Below are 16,844 nucleotides of genomic sequence, written 5' to 3'. Positions count from 1 at the left end.
GGAAATTTGTAGTATTAAAAATGATACTAAACATATCAGATCACTATTTTTAAAAATAAAATTATGGAAAAGAGAATATTAGGAACTCAGGGCTTAGAAGTTTCTGCATTGGGATTGGGTTGTATGGGATTAAGTTTTGCTTATGGTGCCCAAATAGAAAAACAACATGCTATAAAAATAATTAGAGAAGCCTACGAACAGGGAATTACCTTTTTTGATACTGCCGAAGCGTATGGTATTGCCAACGAAGAATTGGTAGGAGAAGCTTTAAGCCCATTTAGAAAAGAAGTAATTATTGCTACTAAATTTGGTTTTAAAGACGGACAGGCGTTTAACGGACAAGACAGCCGACCTGAAAATATCAGGGCTGTGGCCGAAGAATCTTTAAGACGTATGAAAACGGATGTTATTGATTTATTCTACCAGCATAGAGTAGATCAAAATGTGCCAATTGAAGATGTTGCAGGAACAGTGAAAGATTTGATTCAGGAAGGAAAAGTAAAATACTTTGGAATGTCTGAAGCGGGAGTAACCTCTATTCGAAAAGCACATGCCGTTCAGCCAATATCTGCTTTGCAAAGTGAATATTCGATTTGGTGGAGAGAACCTGAAGTAGCAATTTTGCCAACAATTGAAGAATTAGGAATTGGTTTTGTACCGTTTAGCCCTTTAGGAAGAGGATTTTTAACAGGTGCAATTACTGAAAGCACCAGTTTTGAAGCGACGGATTTTAGAAATTCTTTACCTCGTTTTAGTGAAGAAAACAGAAAAGCCAATCAAAAATTAGTTGATTTGCTATCTGCCATTGCTTCTCAAAAACAAGCAACTCCTGCACAAATTGCATTAGGTTGGTTATTGGCGCAAAAACCTTGGATTGCACCAATTCCGGGCACCACCAAATCACACCGATTAACAGAAAATATTGGTGGAGCCTCAATTAAATTATCTGTAGAAGATATTAAAAACATTGATGATGCTTTTTCCCAAACCACTATACAAGGAGATCGATATCCTGCGCAATTGCAAAAATCGGTAGACAAATAAAACAACAAAACCCTTAAATAATAGTATTTAAGGGTTTGTTTTTTTAGTATCGTTTTAAATCTTAATTCCAGATTCCGTTCATTTCTGTCAAAATAATAGGTTTGCCATTGGTAACTACAATAGTATGTTCGTGTTGTGCCATATGTCCGCCTTTATTGCCTACCATTGTCCAGCCATCCTTAAGTTCTACGGCAAGAGAGGATGAGGTTGAGATAAAAGTTTCAATTGCTACAACCGAATCCTTTTTGAAACGTCTTTGATCAAATCGGTTTTTATAGTTTAATAATTCATCCGGTTGTTCATGCAGGCTTCTTCCAATACCGTGCCCGCCCAGATTTTTGATTACTTTGTAACCTCTTTTTTTAGCTTCAGTTTCTATAAGATATCCTATTTCAGAAATCTTTACACCGCCTTTTATATTGTCGATTGCTTTTTGTAAAATATCTTTTGAAGCGTCAACCAGTTTTTGGTGTCCGTTTACATCTTCACCAATTACAAACGAACCTCCATTATCTGACCAAAAACCGTCAAGTTCTGCCGAAACATCAATATTGATTAAATCACCTTCGTTAAGAATTCTTTTATCTGACGGAATACCGTGACAAAATTCGTTGTTTACACTAATGCAAGTCCATCCCGGAAAACCATACGTTAAATAAGGTGCCGATTTTGCCCCTAATTCGTTCAGGATTTTTCCGCCATACTCATCTAATTCCTTCGTTGTCATTCCTGCTTTGGCAAAGTTTCTCATTTCTTTCAAAGTAAAAGCGACAGCTTCACTTGCCTTTTGCATTCCAATTAATTCGGATTCTTGTTTTATTGACATGATTTTGTTTTTTCTGATGAATACAAAATTAGTTATTTTCTACCAGTTCTATGTCCATCGTTTTGATCAATCCGTCCTGAAAAGTATAAATATGCTTTACTAGTCCGTCAAATATTAAACCGCCTTGCAAATCTTTTACGTTTTGATGCACTTTAACTTCCAGACTTCCGTTTTCTCTTTCATTAAAGCCAACAGGTTCCACTTTTGGATTTATTTCTGTCCATTGTCTTGTCCAGTAATCTTTAATTTCGTCGTGACCGCTTATGTAACCGCCTTCCCATGCTTTTGACCATTGCACATCATTTTGCATTGTCGATAAGGCGTTGTCAATGTTTCTTTCGTTAAACGAATTGTACGCTTTCCTGATAATATCTTCAAATTGATTTTCCATTGTCTTTTTTTTGATTATAAGTAGTCTTAATGAGGTTTATTTTGTACAATAGCCTGCACCGATTTGTTGAGCAAATGTTTAAACTATAGCTAATATAAAACTAATTCAATAAAAATTTTAACTCCGCCATTTGCAAAAGCTAAAAATGATTTTTCTAAACACTTTTTTTATTGAATCAAAAAGGATTTAATATATTTGAAATATGAGTACAAATAACAAAAATATAACGATCAGGCCTGCTGCCAATACTGATTTGCCTAAGCTTGCCGAATTCCTGCAGACTCTTGTTGATGCAGAACGACCATTTGATCCAACACTAAAAGAGGGTGAAATATTTTATTACGATATACAGGAATTGATAGAAGATAAAGCGACAGAAATTATGGTTGTCGAAAGTAATAACGAAATTATTGGAAGTGGTTATGCGCAAATTCGATCTGCAAAACCGTATGAAAAACACGAAGTATTTGGGTATCTTGGCTTTATGTTTGTAAGCCCGGAATTTAGAGGACAAGGAATTAGCGGTTTATTACTTACCGCTCTTAAAAAATGGATTTTAGATCAAGGAATAACAGAGGTAAGATTGCAGGTTTATGACGAAAATGAAGCTGCAGTGAGAGCCTATGAAAAAGCAGGTTTCAAAAAAATCGTTACAACAATGCGCTGCGATATTGGTTAAGTATTTTTATCAAAGCCATTTTTAAAGTTTTCGAAATAAATTTTAAACCAAAGCCCTTAAACAATTACTGTTTAAGGGCTTTGGTTTGTTGCATATAAATTATTTATTTCTCTTCCTCTAAACCATCAACGGCAGAAATTTGATCCAGGATATTGGTTTGGTTCGGTGAGATATAGTTTTTTACTTCGCTTGGAGTTTCTTTCTTAAAAAGAAGATCTAATGCGTGATAAAGTCGTAATAAAACTTCTTTGTCTTCTTTTTCAATTTCTAAAGCACTATTAAAATTAAAAACATAATTATTCGAATTGCGTACTTCTACTTTGATCGTTTTTGATGTGATTTTAAATTTAACTATATCCATATTGTTAGCGCATTAATTATTTTGCAAAAATGAGACTTTAACCCCAATTAGCATTATTATTTTTTATGTTTTTTTATGAGTAAAGAAAAGTTTTTGATAATAAGGATTTGAAAGCGTCTATTTTTGAACTTAATGTGATACACTAACTTTTGATATAAAACCTTATCCTCTATATAAAGAACAATTTAGGCCTAAAATTGACTTTAGTATTTTATTCATCCTGAGTTTTATTTCTTAATCTAGGTTAATCGATAAACAGCGATAACCGCGGTAAATTTGTAAAAGAAAATCAAAACAACTTAATACATAAAATATCATGGAAAATAAAATCTTAGGCTTACACCATATTACTGCCATTGCAGGCGACGCTAAACGTAATTTCGATTTTTATTCAAAAATACTCGGATTAAGATTCATCAAAAAAACAGTGAATTTTGACGACCCGGGAACCTATCATTTTTACTTTGGCGATGAAGTAGGAAGCGCAGGAACCATCTTGACCTTTTTTCCGTGGGGAGAAGGAATTCAACAAGGAAGAAAAGGATCTGGAATGGCAACAGAAATTGGTTATTCTGTTCCTAAAGGAAGTCTTGATTTCTGGCAGAAACGTTTTGAACAATATAATGTAATTTACAATAAACCGGCAGAAAAATTCGGCGAAAAATACCTAACTTTCCTTGATCCGGATGGGTTGAAATTAGAATTAATCGAATCTAAAACAGGAGACAACAGAAAAGGTTGGGAAACAGATGAAGTAAAAGCTGACGTAGCAACAAAAGGTTTTCATAATATTACGCTGACTTTAAATGACATTAAACCAACTGCATCAATCTTAACAGAAATATTTGGTTACAAATTGATTGATCAGGATGTAAACCGCTATCGTTATGCAACAGATGCAGTAGAAAATGCCGCAATTGTTGACTTGGTAGAATTAGCTGATGAAAAACGTGGTTTAAATGCAAATGGAACTGTTCACCATGTGGCTTTCCGTGTAAAAAATGACGAAATTTTAATGTACTTCCGTGAAAAAATCGAAGCTTACGGATTGTCAATTACACCACAAATAGACAGACAATATTTTCATTCGCTATATTTTAGAGAACCAGGTGGAGTTTTGTTTGAAATCGCCACCGATAATCCTGGATTTACAGTTGATGAAAGCTTAGAAGAATTAGGTCAAAACTTAAAACTTCCCGCACAATATGAATCTCAAAGAGCAAGTATTGAAAATCATTTGGTTAAAATTAATTAAGCTAAAAATTTGTAAATTAGATTCTTAAGAAAAAACATATGGAAACAATAAAACTGGAATTAGACGAGAAAAAGCATGGAGCCTTTAATCTTTATGTTGATGATAAAAAGCTGGGCGAAATGACAGTAAGCATAAAACCAGATTTGCTGACGGTTTACCACACTGGTGTTGAACCTGAAGGAGAAGGAAAGGGATATGCAAAGAAACTTTTAGACGAAATGACATCGTACGTACGTGCCAATAATTTGATGGTTTTGCCGCTTTGCCCGTATGTGCATGCACAATTCAAAAAACATCCGGATGAATATCAGGACATCTGGAAAAAATAATCTTAGAACTTATGAATATAGAAACTATAACAGACGGTGTGCATTTAAATGATGCTAAAAAGGCGCTGATCATGATTCACGGACGTGGTGCAAGCGCTCATGATATTCTTTCGATTTCAAAACATCTCAATGTCAATGATTTTGCCTTGGTTGCCCCTCAGGCAGAAAGTAGAACCTGGTATCCTTATTCTTTTTTAGCGCCTATAAATGAAAATGAGCCTTCATTTTCAAAATCATTAGAAGCTATTCATAACGTTGTTGTTGCAATTCAGCAAAACGGAATTGAAAAAGAGAATATCTATTTTCTTGGATTTTCCCAGGGAGCTTGTCTGGCTTTAGAATTTACTGCCAGAAATGCCGCTAAATACGGAGGCATTGTGGCATTTACCGGCGGACTTATTGGCGATAAGGTTTATGAAAATCATTACGAAGGAAACTTCGAAAACACACCAATTTTCATCGGTACCAGTGATCCCGATTTTCATGTTCCGGTTGAAAGAGTAAATGAATCAGAAGTGCTTCTGAAAAAAATGGGAGCAAATGTTACTAAAAAAATCTATGAAAATATGGGACATACCATAAGTCAGGATGAAATAGATTTGGTTAATGAGCTTATTTTTGGAAAGGAGAGGTTTTAAGTTTTATGTATCAACACTGAATGTTGTGGAGAAATATTAAAATTTTATATTCCTAATTATTTTTTAACGCAAAGAGCGCAATCCCGATAGCTATCGGGATTCGCAAAGTTCACTAAGATTTAAGTAGTGTTTACAATCAAAGTCCACAAAGCTTTGTGAACTTTGTGTTTTTTCTAAGCTTAGTATATTTAAAAAACTTTGCATTCTCCGTGGTAATTTTTTCTATATCCACAGGTTTGAGGATTGATCCAGTTTTATTTACTTTTTCTTTGAGTTAAATTTATCTTTTTGCGAAATTTCTATCTTGAGCCCTTACTTGATACGATTTTTAGAAACAAAACTACAATAAAAAACCCCTAATCAATTGATGATTAGGGGTTTGTTTTTTGTAGCGAGGACGGGAGTTGAACCCGTGTCCGCCGCGGCGGATATAAATACTGCAACTATAAGTTTTGGATTATATTTTGAATAAATTCCCTGCCAATTCCTGATTTGAAATATTTCTCTCTTTTCATTACTTCCGATTTAGAATGGAAAAATTCGACATGAATTACAGTCCATGGTCTAAATTTTAAAGTAAATCCTTTTGTTCCAAGATAATTATGAGACTTAAATCTATCAATTAAATTAGAAGTGAATCCAGTATAATTTTTATTAAATCTTTCAGAATAAAGAATATAGACAACAAATTCTTCCATGTGCGACTTTTATAAACGAAAAAAACACCAACTTTTCAGTGGTGTTTTTTATTTTGTAGCGAGGACGGGAGTTGAACCCGTGTCCGCCGCGGCGGATATAAATACTGCAGCTATAAGTTTTGGATTATATTTTGAATAAATTCTCTTCCAATTCCTGTTTTAAAATATTTCTCTCTTTTCATTGCTTCCGATTTAGAATGGAAAAATTCGACATGAATTACAGTCCATGGTCTAAATTTTAAAGTAAATCCTTTTGTTCCAAGATAATTATGAGACTTAAATCTATCAATTAAATTAGAAGTGAATCCAGTATAATTTTTATTAAATCTTTCAGAATAAAGAATATAGACAACAAATTCTTCCATGTGCAACTTTTATAAACGAAAAAAACACCAACTTTTCAGTGGTGTTTTTTATTTTGTAGCGAGGACGGGAGTTGAACCCGTGACCTCAGGGTTATGAATCCTGCGCTCTAACCAACTGAGCTACCTCGCCAAGATTGCAAGTGAACCGTGTTCCTCATTGCGGGTGCAAAGATAGAAATATTATTAAAGCTTCCAAGAATAAATTGAAGAAAAAAAAATATTTTTAAAAATGCATTGTTTTTGGACATATATTCTTATATTTCGAAAAAATTAAAAGTAGCACATGGATCCAAAAATACGTTACGAAATAGAGTTTCCAATAAATTCTTCGCCACAATTATTATATCAATATATATCAACGCCGTCAGGTTTGTCAGAATGGTTTGCAGACAATGTAAACTCACGAGGCGAATTTTTCACTTTTATCTGGAATGACTCGCAGGAAAAAGCACGTTTGGCTTCTAAAAAAACTGGGGAAAAAGTCAAATTTAAATGGGTCGACGAAAGCAGTAAGGATACAGAGTACTTTTTTGAATTGCATATTTTAGTAGATGAACTGACTAAAGATGTATCATTAATGGTAGTAGATTTTGCCGAAAAAGAAGAAGTAGGAGAAGCTAAACAATTGTGGGAGAATCAGATCTCAGATCTGAAACATCTTATAGGATCTGTTTAGTAAAATTCTATTTTAAACCTTATATTTGCCCTGAACAAAATTCAGGGTTTTTTTATGATCAATTTTAACGGAAATATAGCAGCACAAGAGGATAATATCTTAACTCAAAATCGTGCTTTTTTGTATGGAGATGGTGTTTTTGAAACACTAAAAATAGTCAATAATAAAATCTTGTTTCTTGAAGATCATTATTTTAGATTAATGGCTTCAATGCGTGTTGTTCGAATGGAGATTCCGATGAATTTTACAATGGAATATTTTGAGCAGCAAGTTTTAAGTCTTGCCAATCAGGAAAATATTTCTTCTTCGGCTAGAGCCCGAATTACCGTTTTTAGAAAAGACGGAGGTTTGTATTTGCCAAAAACCAACGAAGTTTCTTTTTTAATTCATGCAACGGCATTAGAAAGTACATCTTACGCTATAAATACTGGAGAATATGAAGTTGATTTATATAAAGACTTCTATGTGACCAAACAATTATTATCGTCGATTAAAACGACCAATAAAATGATAAATGTTACCGGAAGCATTTTTGCTCACGAAAATGGTTTGGCTAACTGTCTTTTGGTAAACGACACAAAAAATGTGGTCGAAGGTCTACAAGGTAATTTATTTATGCTAGTAGGTAAAAAACTAATTACTCCTCCAATCTCCGAAGGTTGTTTGAACGGAATAATGCGCAAACAAATAGTAGCTTTGGCTAAAAAAGTTGAAGGCATAGAAGTGGCAGAAGAAATAATTTCACCTTTTGATCTTCAAAAAGCTGACGAATTATTCCTCACAAATGTAATCACGGGGATACAACCGATAACTAAGTATCGTAAAAAGGAGTTTACAAGTAATCTGGCTCATTTATTAGTGCAAAAACTGAATGAATCTATATCTGAAAATTAATTCAGATACGGATTTTCAGGTGCATTAGACCAAATAAGATAATCGCCTCCGAGCTCAATAATTTGCTCTTTCCAAAAATGGGTGGTCGACTTTCCGATAATTTTATTTTTATAACTATTATCAGTGATGATCCAGGAGTTACCTTGCATTTCATTCTCAAGCTGATTTTCGTCCCAACCGGTATAACCTAAGAAAAAGCGAATATTGTTTTTGCCAATAGATCCGTCGTTTATTAAGTCTTTGGTCGATTCGAAATCACCTCCCCAATAAATCCCATTTGAAATCTCAACACTATTAGGAATCAATTCCGGAATATTGTGAATAAAATACAGGTTGTCCTGTTCAACAGGGCCGCCGTTATATATTTTGAAATTGGCATCAATCTCAGGTATTAGGTCATTAATAGTATACTTTAATGGTTTATTAATGATAAAACCTATTGATCCTTCTTTGTTATGGTCTGCTAATAAAATTACCGATCTATTAAAAGATAAATCTCCAATTATAGAAGGTTCAGCAACAAGCAGGTGTCCTTTTTTTAATTTTTCTGAAATCATACGGCTACAATTTTTATTAAATTTAATCATAAAATTTTTAAAAACCCAAATAAAATCGTTAAACCGCACAAAAAAACCCTCCATGAGGAGGGTTTTGATTATATTATAAGTTTAGAGAACTTTCTTACTTAGTTCACTGCACCTTCTAATTCAGCTCCGGCTTTGAATTTTACAACATTTTTAGCAGCGATTTGAATAGTTTTTCCAGTTTGAGGATTTCTTCCGTCTCTTGCAGCTCTAGCAGATACTGACCAAGATCCAAAACCTACTAAAGAAACTCTACCACCTTTTTTCAAAGTAGCTCCTACGTTTCCTAAAAATGACTCTAAAGCTAATTTTGCCGCAGCTTTTGTGATTCCTGCATCAGCAGCGATAGCATCGATTAATTCTGATTTGTTCATAATAATTAGTTATTAATTGTTGGTTAAAAAAAATTGTTAATACACAAATTTAGTAGGAAATCCGTTCCTTGCAAGTGTTTTCTTTAATTTTAGCAAAAATTGTTGATAACTTGCTTTTTTTGTTCATAACGCCAGTTGTTTTGAGCTCAAAATCAGGTAAAAACCCCTGTTTTACTGACCTTAATAGACCTTTGCGCTATCAGTAAAAGTGATCCCGTTAAGTAATTCTGCTACTTGCATTCTCTTTTTTCCCGGTAATTGTAAACTCAAAAGCTGAATGAAGCTATCTTTGATCGCAATTTTGATTTCTTTTTTACTGCTAATCAAGCTTCCAACTTCATAAGAATGTGGTTCTAAAACCAGTTTTGCTTCGTATATTTTAATGCTTAACTCTTCGTTTTTATCTTTCAAAAAGCACCACGAAGCAGGATATGGACTTAAACCTCGAATTAAATTAATGATTTCATCTCCGGATTTTGTCCAGTCGATCTTACAATTTTCCTTGTTTAGTTTATAAGCTGTTTTAATTTCGGCATCATCTTTCTGAATTGTGGTGGTTACATTTCCGTTTTCAATTACCTTCAAAGTGTCAATAACAGTTTCGCTGCCTAATAACATTAATCGATCGTGCAATTGTCCGGCATTTTCTTCCGGTTCAATAGTAATTTCTGAATTCAGAATCATTGCACCAGTATCTATTTTGTCATCAATAAAGAATGTTGTAACTCCGGTTGTGGTTTCTCCATTAATAATTGCCCAGTTAATTGGTGCTGCACCGCGATAATTTGGTAGTAAAGAAGCGTGGAGGTTAAAAGTTCCTAAACTTGGCATTTCCCAAACTACTTTTGGCAGCATTCTAAAAGCAACTACAATTTGTAAATTGGCGTTGAGCGCTTTTAATTCGGCTAGAAAACTTTCGTCTTTTAAATTGGTTGGCTGTAATAAAGTTAGGTTGTTTGCCAAAGCATATTCTTTTACGGCCGAATATTTTATTTTTTGTCCTCGTCCTGCCGGTTTATCTGCAGCTGTGATAACGCCAACAACATCATAATTGTTTTTGATAATGGTATCCAGAATGTCTACTGCAAATTCCGGGGTTCCCATAAATATAATTCTCAATTTTTCCATTATAATTTTAAAGTGTATTTATTGTTTGCCTGAATGGTAATATAATTGTTTTCAAGTAATTCCTGAAGTGCCAAAATTACATCATTTGCGTCAAGTTTTATTTTGGTTTCAATCTCTCTCGACGTTAAAGCTGCCGTTTTTAATAAATGTAAAATTTTATCTGCAATCGAATCTGCTTCGGTAATTTTTCCTTTTTGAGTAATACAATAGGAGCAAACGCCACAATTTTCTGTGGTTTCTTCTCCAAAATAATCCAAAATCAATCGGTTTTTACAGGTTTTATTGTCCTTTATATAATGCAGAACAGATAAAAGCTGGTCTTTCTTAAGCTGATTTTGTTTTTCCAGATACTTTGCAACTCTGTTTATGGTAAGATTATCTTCGCGAACTTCATTAAATAATATAGTAGCGTCGTTATTTTTAGATTTATATTCAATGATTTCTTTCTCTTTCAATTTTTCTAAAACAGCAGCAACCTGTGCTTCGGTATGGTTTGATTTTTTTGCAATTAGTGAAATATTAAAAGGCATTTTCATTTCGTAAATTCCCGGATAAGTTCTCAAAATCGCCAGAATGATTTCTTCGTCATTAGAATGTAAACTCGTATATCGAATTACTTCTTTCGATTCAATCAAAAACTGCATCGTAATTTTTTCAGAGAATTCCTGAGACATGGTAATGATTCCCTGCTGATTTAAAAACTGCAAAGCATTATATGTTTTGAGAGTTGGGAAATCATATTTCTGGCAAAAATGATTCAGTTTAAACGAAAAAGAATCATCTAAACCTTCGCCATAAGCTATCTGAAAATAATTGCAAAGCTTTACATACATGGTATTCAGAAACTTTTTATCCGGCAAAATGCTTAAAAATTGCTGTTCAGACTGAATGCTGTCTGACGAATTCGTCAAGACAACTGAGAAAGCTTTTTCGCCATTTCGCCCGGCTCTTCCTGATTCCTGATAATAGTTTTCTATATTTTCAGGAAGCTGAGTATGAATTACTGTTTTTACATTGTCTTTGTCGATCCCCATTCCAAACGCATTTGTGGCTACAATTACCTGTGCTTGTTCAGACATCCACAATTGCATGTTTTTATCTTTTTCTTTTGATGAAAGTCCGCCGTGATAGTAGGTTGCTTTGAATCCTAAAGATTGTAATTGCGTTGACATATTCAGGCACGATTTTCTATTTCGTACATATATTATAGAAGGCTGTGGATTTTTTTTTAAGATTTGTTCTGTGCGATACAATTTGTCTTCGACTTCAAAAACCATGTATGCAATATTTTTTCGTTCAAAAGATTGCTGAAAAAGTATTGGGGTTTTCAATCCCAATTCGGTTTTAATATCTTCAATAACTCTTGGAGTTGCTGTAGCCGTCAAAGCTAAAAAGGGAATTTTAGGAAAAAATTTTTTAAGTTCTGAAATCTTCAAATAAGCCGGACGAAAATCATGTCCCCATTGCGAAACACAATGCGCTTCATCAATTGCAATTAAATTTATAGGAAGATTTTTTATGCGTTCCAAAATCCAGTCTGACTGAAGCCGTTCCGGAGAAAGGTATAAAAATTTGTAATTTCCAAACTGGCAATTATCCAGAAGATCAATAATTTCTTCGGTATGAATTCCTCCTGTTAGAGCAATTGCTTTAATTTCCCGCTTTTGCAAATTCGCCACCTGATCTTTCATTAAAGCGATCAAAGGCGAAACGACCAGGCAAATACCTTCCTTCATCATGGCCGGAACCTGAAAACAAATCGATTTTCCGCCACCTGTTGGTAGTAAGGCAAAAGTATCCTGACCATCCAAAACTGAGTCAATAATCTCCTTTTGTAAAGGTCTAAAACTGTCGTGTTTCCAGTATTTTAAAAGAATTTCTTGCGCTTCAGACATTGGCCTTGTTTTAAAGTTAAAAAATTTAGAAATCAGTTTCTAGTTTTGCAACTTTAAAACAAGCCTAAATTTTATCTAAGATATAAAGAATTCTGTTGTCAACCGTATCTTTTGGCACCTCAATTAAGTCGTAGCCATATTTTTTATAGGTTTCAACAAGGTGTTTTTGTATCGTTAAAGCCTGTTCGAAATTTTCGTAGCGCTCAGTGTCGCATTCGTAAATCTCTTCCCAGGGTGGTAAAATAAAAGTTTTAGTGTATTTGAAATCCTCACAAGCTTTTACAAAATGTGAAGGATAATCATCACCTATGTAATCCATATAAGCGACAACATCAGGAATTCCGCGATCTATAAAAACAACACTGTCGGATTCTTCAAGAGCATCTTCGTATTGTTTAATGCGGCCTTCAAGCAATATTTCGCTAAACAATAAAGGTTGTTCCAGAAACAATTGGTCGATACCACGCTGTTGTGCTTCGAGTGTAACTTGTCTTGAAATTTCAGGATAACAGCAGTAGCCACGAGCTACCAATTCGTTAATAAGAGTAGATTTTCCCGTTCCCGGGCCACCAATTAAAACTATGATTTGTTTTTGCACTTTCTTAAAATAAAGCGCAAATTTACCTAAACTTATTGTATTTAAAAAGATTATTTTTCCTTGAGCGAATGATTTCGCAATTTTAGGTGATATCACTACTGCTTTTGACTAAAACTTTGGGGCTATATTGCCTCAACTGGACTAAAGTCCAGCCCTATTAAATGGATCGTTCCTCCGGAACTCAAACGAAAAAGACTCGTAGGCTCGATAAAATGAATCGTTCCTCCGGAACTCAAACGAAAAAGACTCGTAGGCTCGATAAAATGAATCGTTCCTCAGTAATTCAAACAAAAAAGAGTCGTAGACTCGACAAATATTGTAGGGCTGGACTTTAGTCCAGTTTTATAATAGTAGGCAAGTTGTTGTTTTAATTGTATCATTCACAAAACAAATATTTTCCAGCACCAGCACCTTTCTTCCCTGAAGGAATAATAATATGCGATTCAAATCTTTTTCCTTGCAAAACATCATTTACAAAATCCAGAACATATTGCTGTCCCTGGTGAAAAAGATAACCTGAAAATTCATGTCCGCCGCCACAAAAAGTAATAAGTTCAATATCTTTATGTAAATCATTCATATGATTGTAAACCGCGTAAGACCCAAAAAGAATCAGCCATCCAGAAGCATTTGTAGGGCAGGAACGATGGGAGCCTGCCGCATACGGAACAGTATCATCATTGTTTCCGTGTGCCAATAACATCGGAATTGCTTTTTCTTTTGTGATTAAATTGATGTCCTGGATAGCGCCCGAACCACCTATGAAACCTTTGTATTTAAAGTTTTCAGGAAGATTATTTTTGTATAAATTCATAAGTTTATAATCCCAAAACGAAGCATGAAAACCAATTTCGGCTCCGGCACTAATTCCTGAAATAAATATTTTCGAAGCATCAAGGTTATATTTATTGGCATTTTCGATCAAAAAAGAAGTGGCTTGCCACATATCGCTCACACCAATTTGTATTGCTTTTATTTTTTCAGTCAAAGTTCCTTTGCAACCAAAATCCTTTCCTTTCATATATAAAGAATACGAAATGCTGGCAACCGCATACCCATTTTTTGCCATAAAAAGCCCGAATTCTTTTTCGCTTGTGCGTTCTCCACCCGAAAATCCTCCACCAAAAGCAAAAATAATTAACGGAATTTTTTCGTTGGATTTCTTCTTTGGCAGATACAAATCAAGATCCAGTTTGATTGTGTCATTCTGAAAATAAGTCATCGTTTTTATTTCCTGAGCTTTTATTGAGTTGAATGTGAGTGCAATAAAAAGAATAAGAATGTAGTTTTTCATAGTAATGTATTTTTTAATCGTACAAAGTCGCAAAGACGCAAAGAGAAAACATTCGAAGTTTACAAAACTTTGCAACTTTGCGGGCAAAGTTCTCCGCAATGTTTTCCAAATATAAAAGTTTGCCACTAATTTCACGAGTTTTCAAGAATTTTAACTTTAGAATTGATCAAAAAAAAACAAAATCAAGGATAGATTTACCGCAATATAATTAGTGTGAATTAGTGAAATTCGTGGCAAAGAATCAACTCTTTTTTCAATGAAAAAAATCTAAAATCTAAAATCTGAAATCTGAAATCAAAAACGTATATTTGCCTTCTATTTTAATGTGCAAATGGAGAACGATAAAGAAAAAAACACAGCCGAATTTTACGAAAGATTAAAGGTAGAGTTAGATAACTCAAATACTTGGCCTGCAGAATATTTGTATAAATTTATAGTGCCGTCGGTCGATGATAATGTCGAACGGGTTGAAAAAGCTTTTGACAGTATGGGCGCCGTTATTAAAACAACAAAATCTAAAACAGGTAAATTTACCAGTGTTTCTGTAGATGTTACAATGCATAGTGCCGATCAGGTGATTAGCAAATACAAAGAAGTTTCTACTATAGAAGGTATAGTTTCATTATAATTATGGTCGAAAAATATAAAAAAGAAATCGCGAATGACGTTGTTTTTAATTTAGAATACAATTCTGAAAGACAACGTTTACTTATTCCGGAATATGGTCGTCATTTACAAAAATTAATCGATCAGGCCACTATTATCGAAGATGATGAAACGCGCAATAAAGCGGCGAAATACATCATTCAGGTTATGGGAAGTCTGAATCCGCATTTGCGTGATGTACCGGATTTTCAACATAAATTATGGGATCAGCTTTTTATCATGTCTGATTTTAGATTGAATGTAGAATCTCCATATCCAATTCCGTCAAGAGATGTGTTGCAGTTAAAACCAGATGTTTTACACTATCCGCAAAACTTTCCTAAATACAGATTTTATGGTAACAATATCAAATATATGATTGATGTTGCCAACAAATGGGAAGATGGAGAAATGAAAAATGCATTGGTATTGGTAATTGCCAACCACATGAAAAAATCATATCTGAGCTGGAACAAAGACACGGTAAAAGATGATGTGATTTTTGAACATTTATTTGAATTGTCAGGAGGAAAAATCAATTTATTACAAAGCACAGAAGAGCTTTTGAATACTACCGATTTATTGCGTACAAACAAGCGCATGTCGAACAAAATTACGCCACCAGGACAGCCAAAAATTCAAAGTAACAAAAACAATAAAGGTCCGGGAAAACCAAAACCATTTCAAAAAAACAATAATCAGAAATAAAAAAAGGTGCTAAGATACTAAGATGCTAAGCTACTAAGATTTTTAGCTCAGAACCTTAGAACCTCAGAACCTCAGAACCTAAAAAAAAATATGGGAGTATTTAAAATCGAAGGAGGAATTCCTTTAAAAGGAGAAATAACGCCACAAGGAGCAAAAAATGAGGCATTACAAATTTTATGTGCCGTGCTTCTAACGGGGGATAAAGTAAAAATTAATAATATTCCCGATATTATTGACATCAATAAATTAATCACTTTGTTGGGTAATTTAGGAGTTAAAATTCAACGCAATGAACCGGGTTCGATTACGTTTCAGGCTGATGAAGTTAACGTTGGATATTTAGAAACCGAAGCTTTCAAAAAAGAAGGTGGAGCACTTCGTGGTTCTATTATGATTGTTGGACCATTATTGGCCCGTTTTGGAAAAGGATATATTCCTAAACCTGGAGGAGATAAAATAGGTCGTCGTAGATTAGATACTCACTTTGAAGGTTTTATTAACCTTGGAGCAAAATTCAGATACAATAGAGAAGACCACTTTTATGGAGTAGAAGCCCCGGCAGAAGGACTTAAAGGAACAGATATGTTACTTGACGAAGCATCTGTAACCGGAACTGCAAATATTGTAATGGCAGCTGTTTTGGCAAAAGGAACAACCACAGTTTACAACGCAGCTTGTGAGCCTTACTTACAACAGTTGTGTAAAATGCTAAACTCTATGGGAGCTAAAATCACTGGAGTGGGTTCGAACTTATTAACTATCGAAGGTGTTGAAAGTCTTGGAGGTTGTGAGCACAGAATTTTACCTGATATGATCGAAATTGGTTCTTGGATTGGTCTTGCGGCGATGACAAAAAGCGAAATTACGATTAAAAATGTAAGTTGGGAAAATTTAGGTTTGATTCCGAATACTTTTAGAAAACTAGGTATTACAATCGAAAAACGTAATGATGATATTTACATTCCGGCTCATAAAGACGGATATGAAGTAAAAACAGATATTGATGGTTCTATTTTAACAATCGCAGATGCGCCTTGGCCAGGATTTACACCTGACTTATTAAGTATCGTTTTGGTTGTGGCAACACAAGCAAAAGGAGATGTTTTAATTCACCAGAAAATGTTCGAAAGCCGTTTGTTTTTCGTAGATAAATTAATCGATATGGGAGCAAAAATTATGTTATGCGATCCGCACAGAGCGGTGGTTATGGGACATAATTTTGAATCTCAACTAAAAGCAACAACAATGTCATCTCCGGATATTCGTGCCGGGATTTCATTATTAATTGCAGCGCTATCAGCAAAAGGAACAAGTACAATTCAAAATATCGAACAAATCGATCGTGGATACGAGCGTATAGACGAACGTTTAAGAGCAATTGGAGCAAAAATCGTGAGAGCGTAAAAATATTTGCCACGAATTCAGGAATTAAACGAAGATTAAGATTGTTTTTATTACACTA

21 protein-coding genes and 1 tRNA gene are annotated in these 16,844 nt (G+C 34.2%); 10 read left to right on the top strand and 12 right to left on the bottom strand.

Going from position 1 to position 16,844, the window contains the following annotated elements:
- Positions 1-63 precede the first annotated feature (63 nt).
- A complete protein-coding gene (locus tag B0M43_RS00890; protein WP_078005859.1) occupies positions 64-1,044 on the top strand; it encodes an aldo/keto reductase in 981 nt (326 codons plus the stop codon).
- 61 nt (positions 1,045-1,105) lie between these two features.
- Here B0M43_RS00890 and map read toward each other — a convergent pair whose 3' ends face one another.
- Together map and B0M43_RS00880 are read right to left on the bottom strand one after the other, a co-directional pair.
- Positions 1,106-1,870, bottom strand: a complete 765-nt coding sequence (gene map, locus B0M43_RS00885) for a type I methionyl aminopeptidase (protein WP_078005858.1) — start codon at positions 1,868-1,870, stop codon at positions 1,106-1,108.
- Between the two features lie 28 nt (positions 1,871-1,898).
- Complete coding sequence (locus tag B0M43_RS00880; RefSeq protein WP_078005857.1) at positions 1,899-2,261, bottom strand: nuclear transport factor 2 family protein; 363 nt, start codon at positions 2,259-2,261, stop codon at positions 1,899-1,901.
- Between the two features lie 202 nt (positions 2,262-2,463).
- Here B0M43_RS00880 and B0M43_RS00875 point away from each other — a divergent pair, with 202 nt between their 5' ends.
- Entirely contained in the window at positions 2,464-2,940 is a 477-nt protein-coding gene (locus B0M43_RS00875) for a GNAT family N-acetyltransferase (RefSeq protein WP_078005856.1), read from the top strand.
- 103 nt (positions 2,941-3,043) lie between these two features.
- Here B0M43_RS00875 and B0M43_RS00870 read toward each other — a convergent pair whose 3' ends face one another.
- Positions 3,044-3,301 (bottom strand): hypothetical protein, encoded by a 258-nt coding sequence (locus B0M43_RS00870; protein WP_065451037.1) that lies wholly within the window; start codon positions 3,299-3,301, stop codon positions 3,044-3,046.
- 316 nt (positions 3,302-3,617) lie between these two features.
- Here B0M43_RS00870 and B0M43_RS00865 point away from each other — a divergent pair, with 316 nt between their 5' ends.
- From B0M43_RS00865 to B0M43_RS00855, 3 genes are read left to right on the top strand one after another with little or no spacing between them, the layout of a single operon-like run.
- A complete protein-coding gene (locus tag B0M43_RS00865) occupies positions 3,618-4,556 on the top strand; it encodes a ring-cleaving dioxygenase (RefSeq protein ID WP_078005855.1) in 939 nt (312 codons plus the stop codon).
- A 38-nt stretch (positions 4,557-4,594) separates the two neighbouring features.
- Positions 4,595-4,885, top strand: coding sequence for a GNAT family N-acetyltransferase (locus B0M43_RS00860; RefSeq protein WP_065451039.1), 291 nt, complete (start codon positions 4,595-4,597; stop codon positions 4,883-4,885).
- An 11-nt stretch (positions 4,886-4,896) separates the two neighbouring features.
- Complete coding sequence (locus tag B0M43_RS00855; protein WP_078005854.1) at positions 4,897-5,523, top strand: alpha/beta hydrolase; 627 nt, start codon at positions 4,897-4,899, stop codon at positions 5,521-5,523.
- 443 nt (positions 5,524-5,966) lie between these two features.
- Here B0M43_RS00855 and B0M43_RS00850 read toward each other — a convergent pair whose 3' ends face one another.
- From B0M43_RS00850 to B0M43_RS00840, 3 genes are all read right to left on the bottom strand, one after another.
- The gene (locus B0M43_RS00850) at positions 5,967-6,221 is read right to left on the bottom strand and encodes a GIY-YIG nuclease family protein (protein ID WP_078005853.1); all 255 of its coding nucleotides are present in this window, start codon (positions 6,219-6,221) and stop codon (positions 5,967-5,969) included.
- Positions 6,222-6,331: 110 nt separating this feature from the next.
- The gene (locus B0M43_RS00845; RefSeq protein ID WP_078005852.1) at positions 6,332-6,586 is read right to left on the bottom strand and encodes a GIY-YIG nuclease family protein; all 255 of its coding nucleotides are present in this window, start codon (positions 6,584-6,586) and stop codon (positions 6,332-6,334) included.
- 56 nt (positions 6,587-6,642) lie between these two features.
- A tRNA-Met gene (locus B0M43_RS00840) sits at positions 6,643-6,716 on the bottom strand.
- A 153-nt stretch (positions 6,717-6,869) separates the two neighbouring features.
- Here B0M43_RS00840 and B0M43_RS00835 point away from each other — a divergent pair.
- Together B0M43_RS00835 and B0M43_RS00830 are read left to right on the top strand one after the other, a co-directional pair.
- Positions 6,870-7,262 (top strand): START-like domain-containing protein, encoded by a 393-nt coding sequence (locus tag B0M43_RS00835; RefSeq protein ID WP_026984135.1) that lies wholly within the window; start codon positions 6,870-6,872, stop codon positions 7,260-7,262.
- Positions 7,263-7,316: 54 nt separating this feature from the next.
- On the top strand, positions 7,317-8,156 hold the full coding sequence (locus B0M43_RS00830) for an aminotransferase class IV (RefSeq protein WP_078005851.1): 840 nt from the start codon (positions 7,317-7,319) through the stop codon (positions 8,154-8,156).
- On the opposite strand, the gene B0M43_RS00825 is transcribed toward B0M43_RS00830, so the two are convergent.
- From B0M43_RS00825 to B0M43_RS00800, 6 genes are all read right to left on the bottom strand, one after another.
- The gene (locus tag B0M43_RS00825) at positions 8,153-8,713 is read right to left on the bottom strand and encodes a YqgE/AlgH family protein (protein WP_065451200.1); all 561 of its coding nucleotides are present in this window, start codon (positions 8,711-8,713) and stop codon (positions 8,153-8,155) included. The two genes, B0M43_RS00830 and B0M43_RS00825, sit on opposite strands and share 4 nt — an antisense overlap.
- A 128-nt stretch (positions 8,714-8,841) precedes the next feature.
- A complete protein-coding gene (locus B0M43_RS00820) occupies positions 8,842-9,114 on the bottom strand; it encodes an HU family DNA-binding protein (RefSeq protein ID WP_017498096.1) in 273 nt (90 codons plus the stop codon).
- 180 nt (positions 9,115-9,294) lie between these two features.
- The gene (gene fmt / locus B0M43_RS00815; protein WP_078005850.1) at positions 9,295-10,242 is read right to left on the bottom strand and encodes a methionyl-tRNA formyltransferase; all 948 of its coding nucleotides are present in this window, start codon (positions 10,240-10,242) and stop codon (positions 9,295-9,297) included.
- Entirely contained in the window at positions 10,242-12,137 is a 1,896-nt protein-coding gene (locus B0M43_RS00810; protein ID WP_078005849.1) for an ATP-dependent DNA helicase RecQ, read from the bottom strand. Before B0M43_RS00810 ends, fmt begins: the two co-directional genes overlap by 1 nt.
- A gap of 64 nt (positions 12,138-12,201) precedes the next feature.
- Positions 12,202-12,735: an AAA family ATPase gene (locus tag B0M43_RS00805; protein ID WP_078006161.1), complete on the bottom strand. Its 534-nt coding sequence runs from the start codon at positions 12,733-12,735 to the stop codon at positions 12,202-12,204.
- Between the two features lie 376 nt (positions 12,736-13,111).
- The gene (locus tag B0M43_RS00800) at positions 13,112-14,029 is read right to left on the bottom strand and encodes a carboxylesterase family protein (protein ID WP_065451060.1); all 918 of its coding nucleotides are present in this window, start codon (positions 14,027-14,029) and stop codon (positions 13,112-13,114) included.
- Between the two features lie 331 nt (positions 14,030-14,360).
- Between B0M43_RS00800 and B0M43_RS00795 the strand changes: the two genes are divergently transcribed.
- From B0M43_RS00795 to murA, 3 genes are all read left to right on the top strand, one after another.
- Positions 14,361-14,657 (top strand): DUF493 family protein, encoded by a 297-nt coding sequence (locus B0M43_RS00795; RefSeq protein WP_017498101.1) that lies wholly within the window; start codon positions 14,361-14,363, stop codon positions 14,655-14,657.
- A gap of 2 nt (positions 14,658-14,659) precedes the next feature.
- On the top strand, positions 14,660-15,382 hold the full coding sequence (locus tag B0M43_RS00790) for a DUF4290 domain-containing protein (protein ID WP_065451061.1): 723 nt from the start codon (positions 14,660-14,662) through the stop codon (positions 15,380-15,382).
- 90 nt (positions 15,383-15,472) lie between these two features.
- The gene (gene murA / locus B0M43_RS00785; protein WP_065451062.1) at positions 15,473-16,786 is read left to right on the top strand and encodes a UDP-N-acetylglucosamine 1-carboxyvinyltransferase; all 1,314 of its coding nucleotides are present in this window, start codon (positions 15,473-15,475) and stop codon (positions 16,784-16,786) included.
- The last annotated feature ends 58 nt before the right edge of the window (positions 16,787-16,844 follow it).

The organism is Flavobacterium sp. KBS0721 (assembly GCF_002007065.3).
Lineage (GTDB): Bacteria > Bacteroidota > Bacteroidia > Flavobacteriales > Flavobacteriaceae > Flavobacterium > Flavobacterium piscis.
Note: the sequence above shows the minus strand (reverse complement) of the source record. Positions and strands in the feature narration are given on the sequence as shown.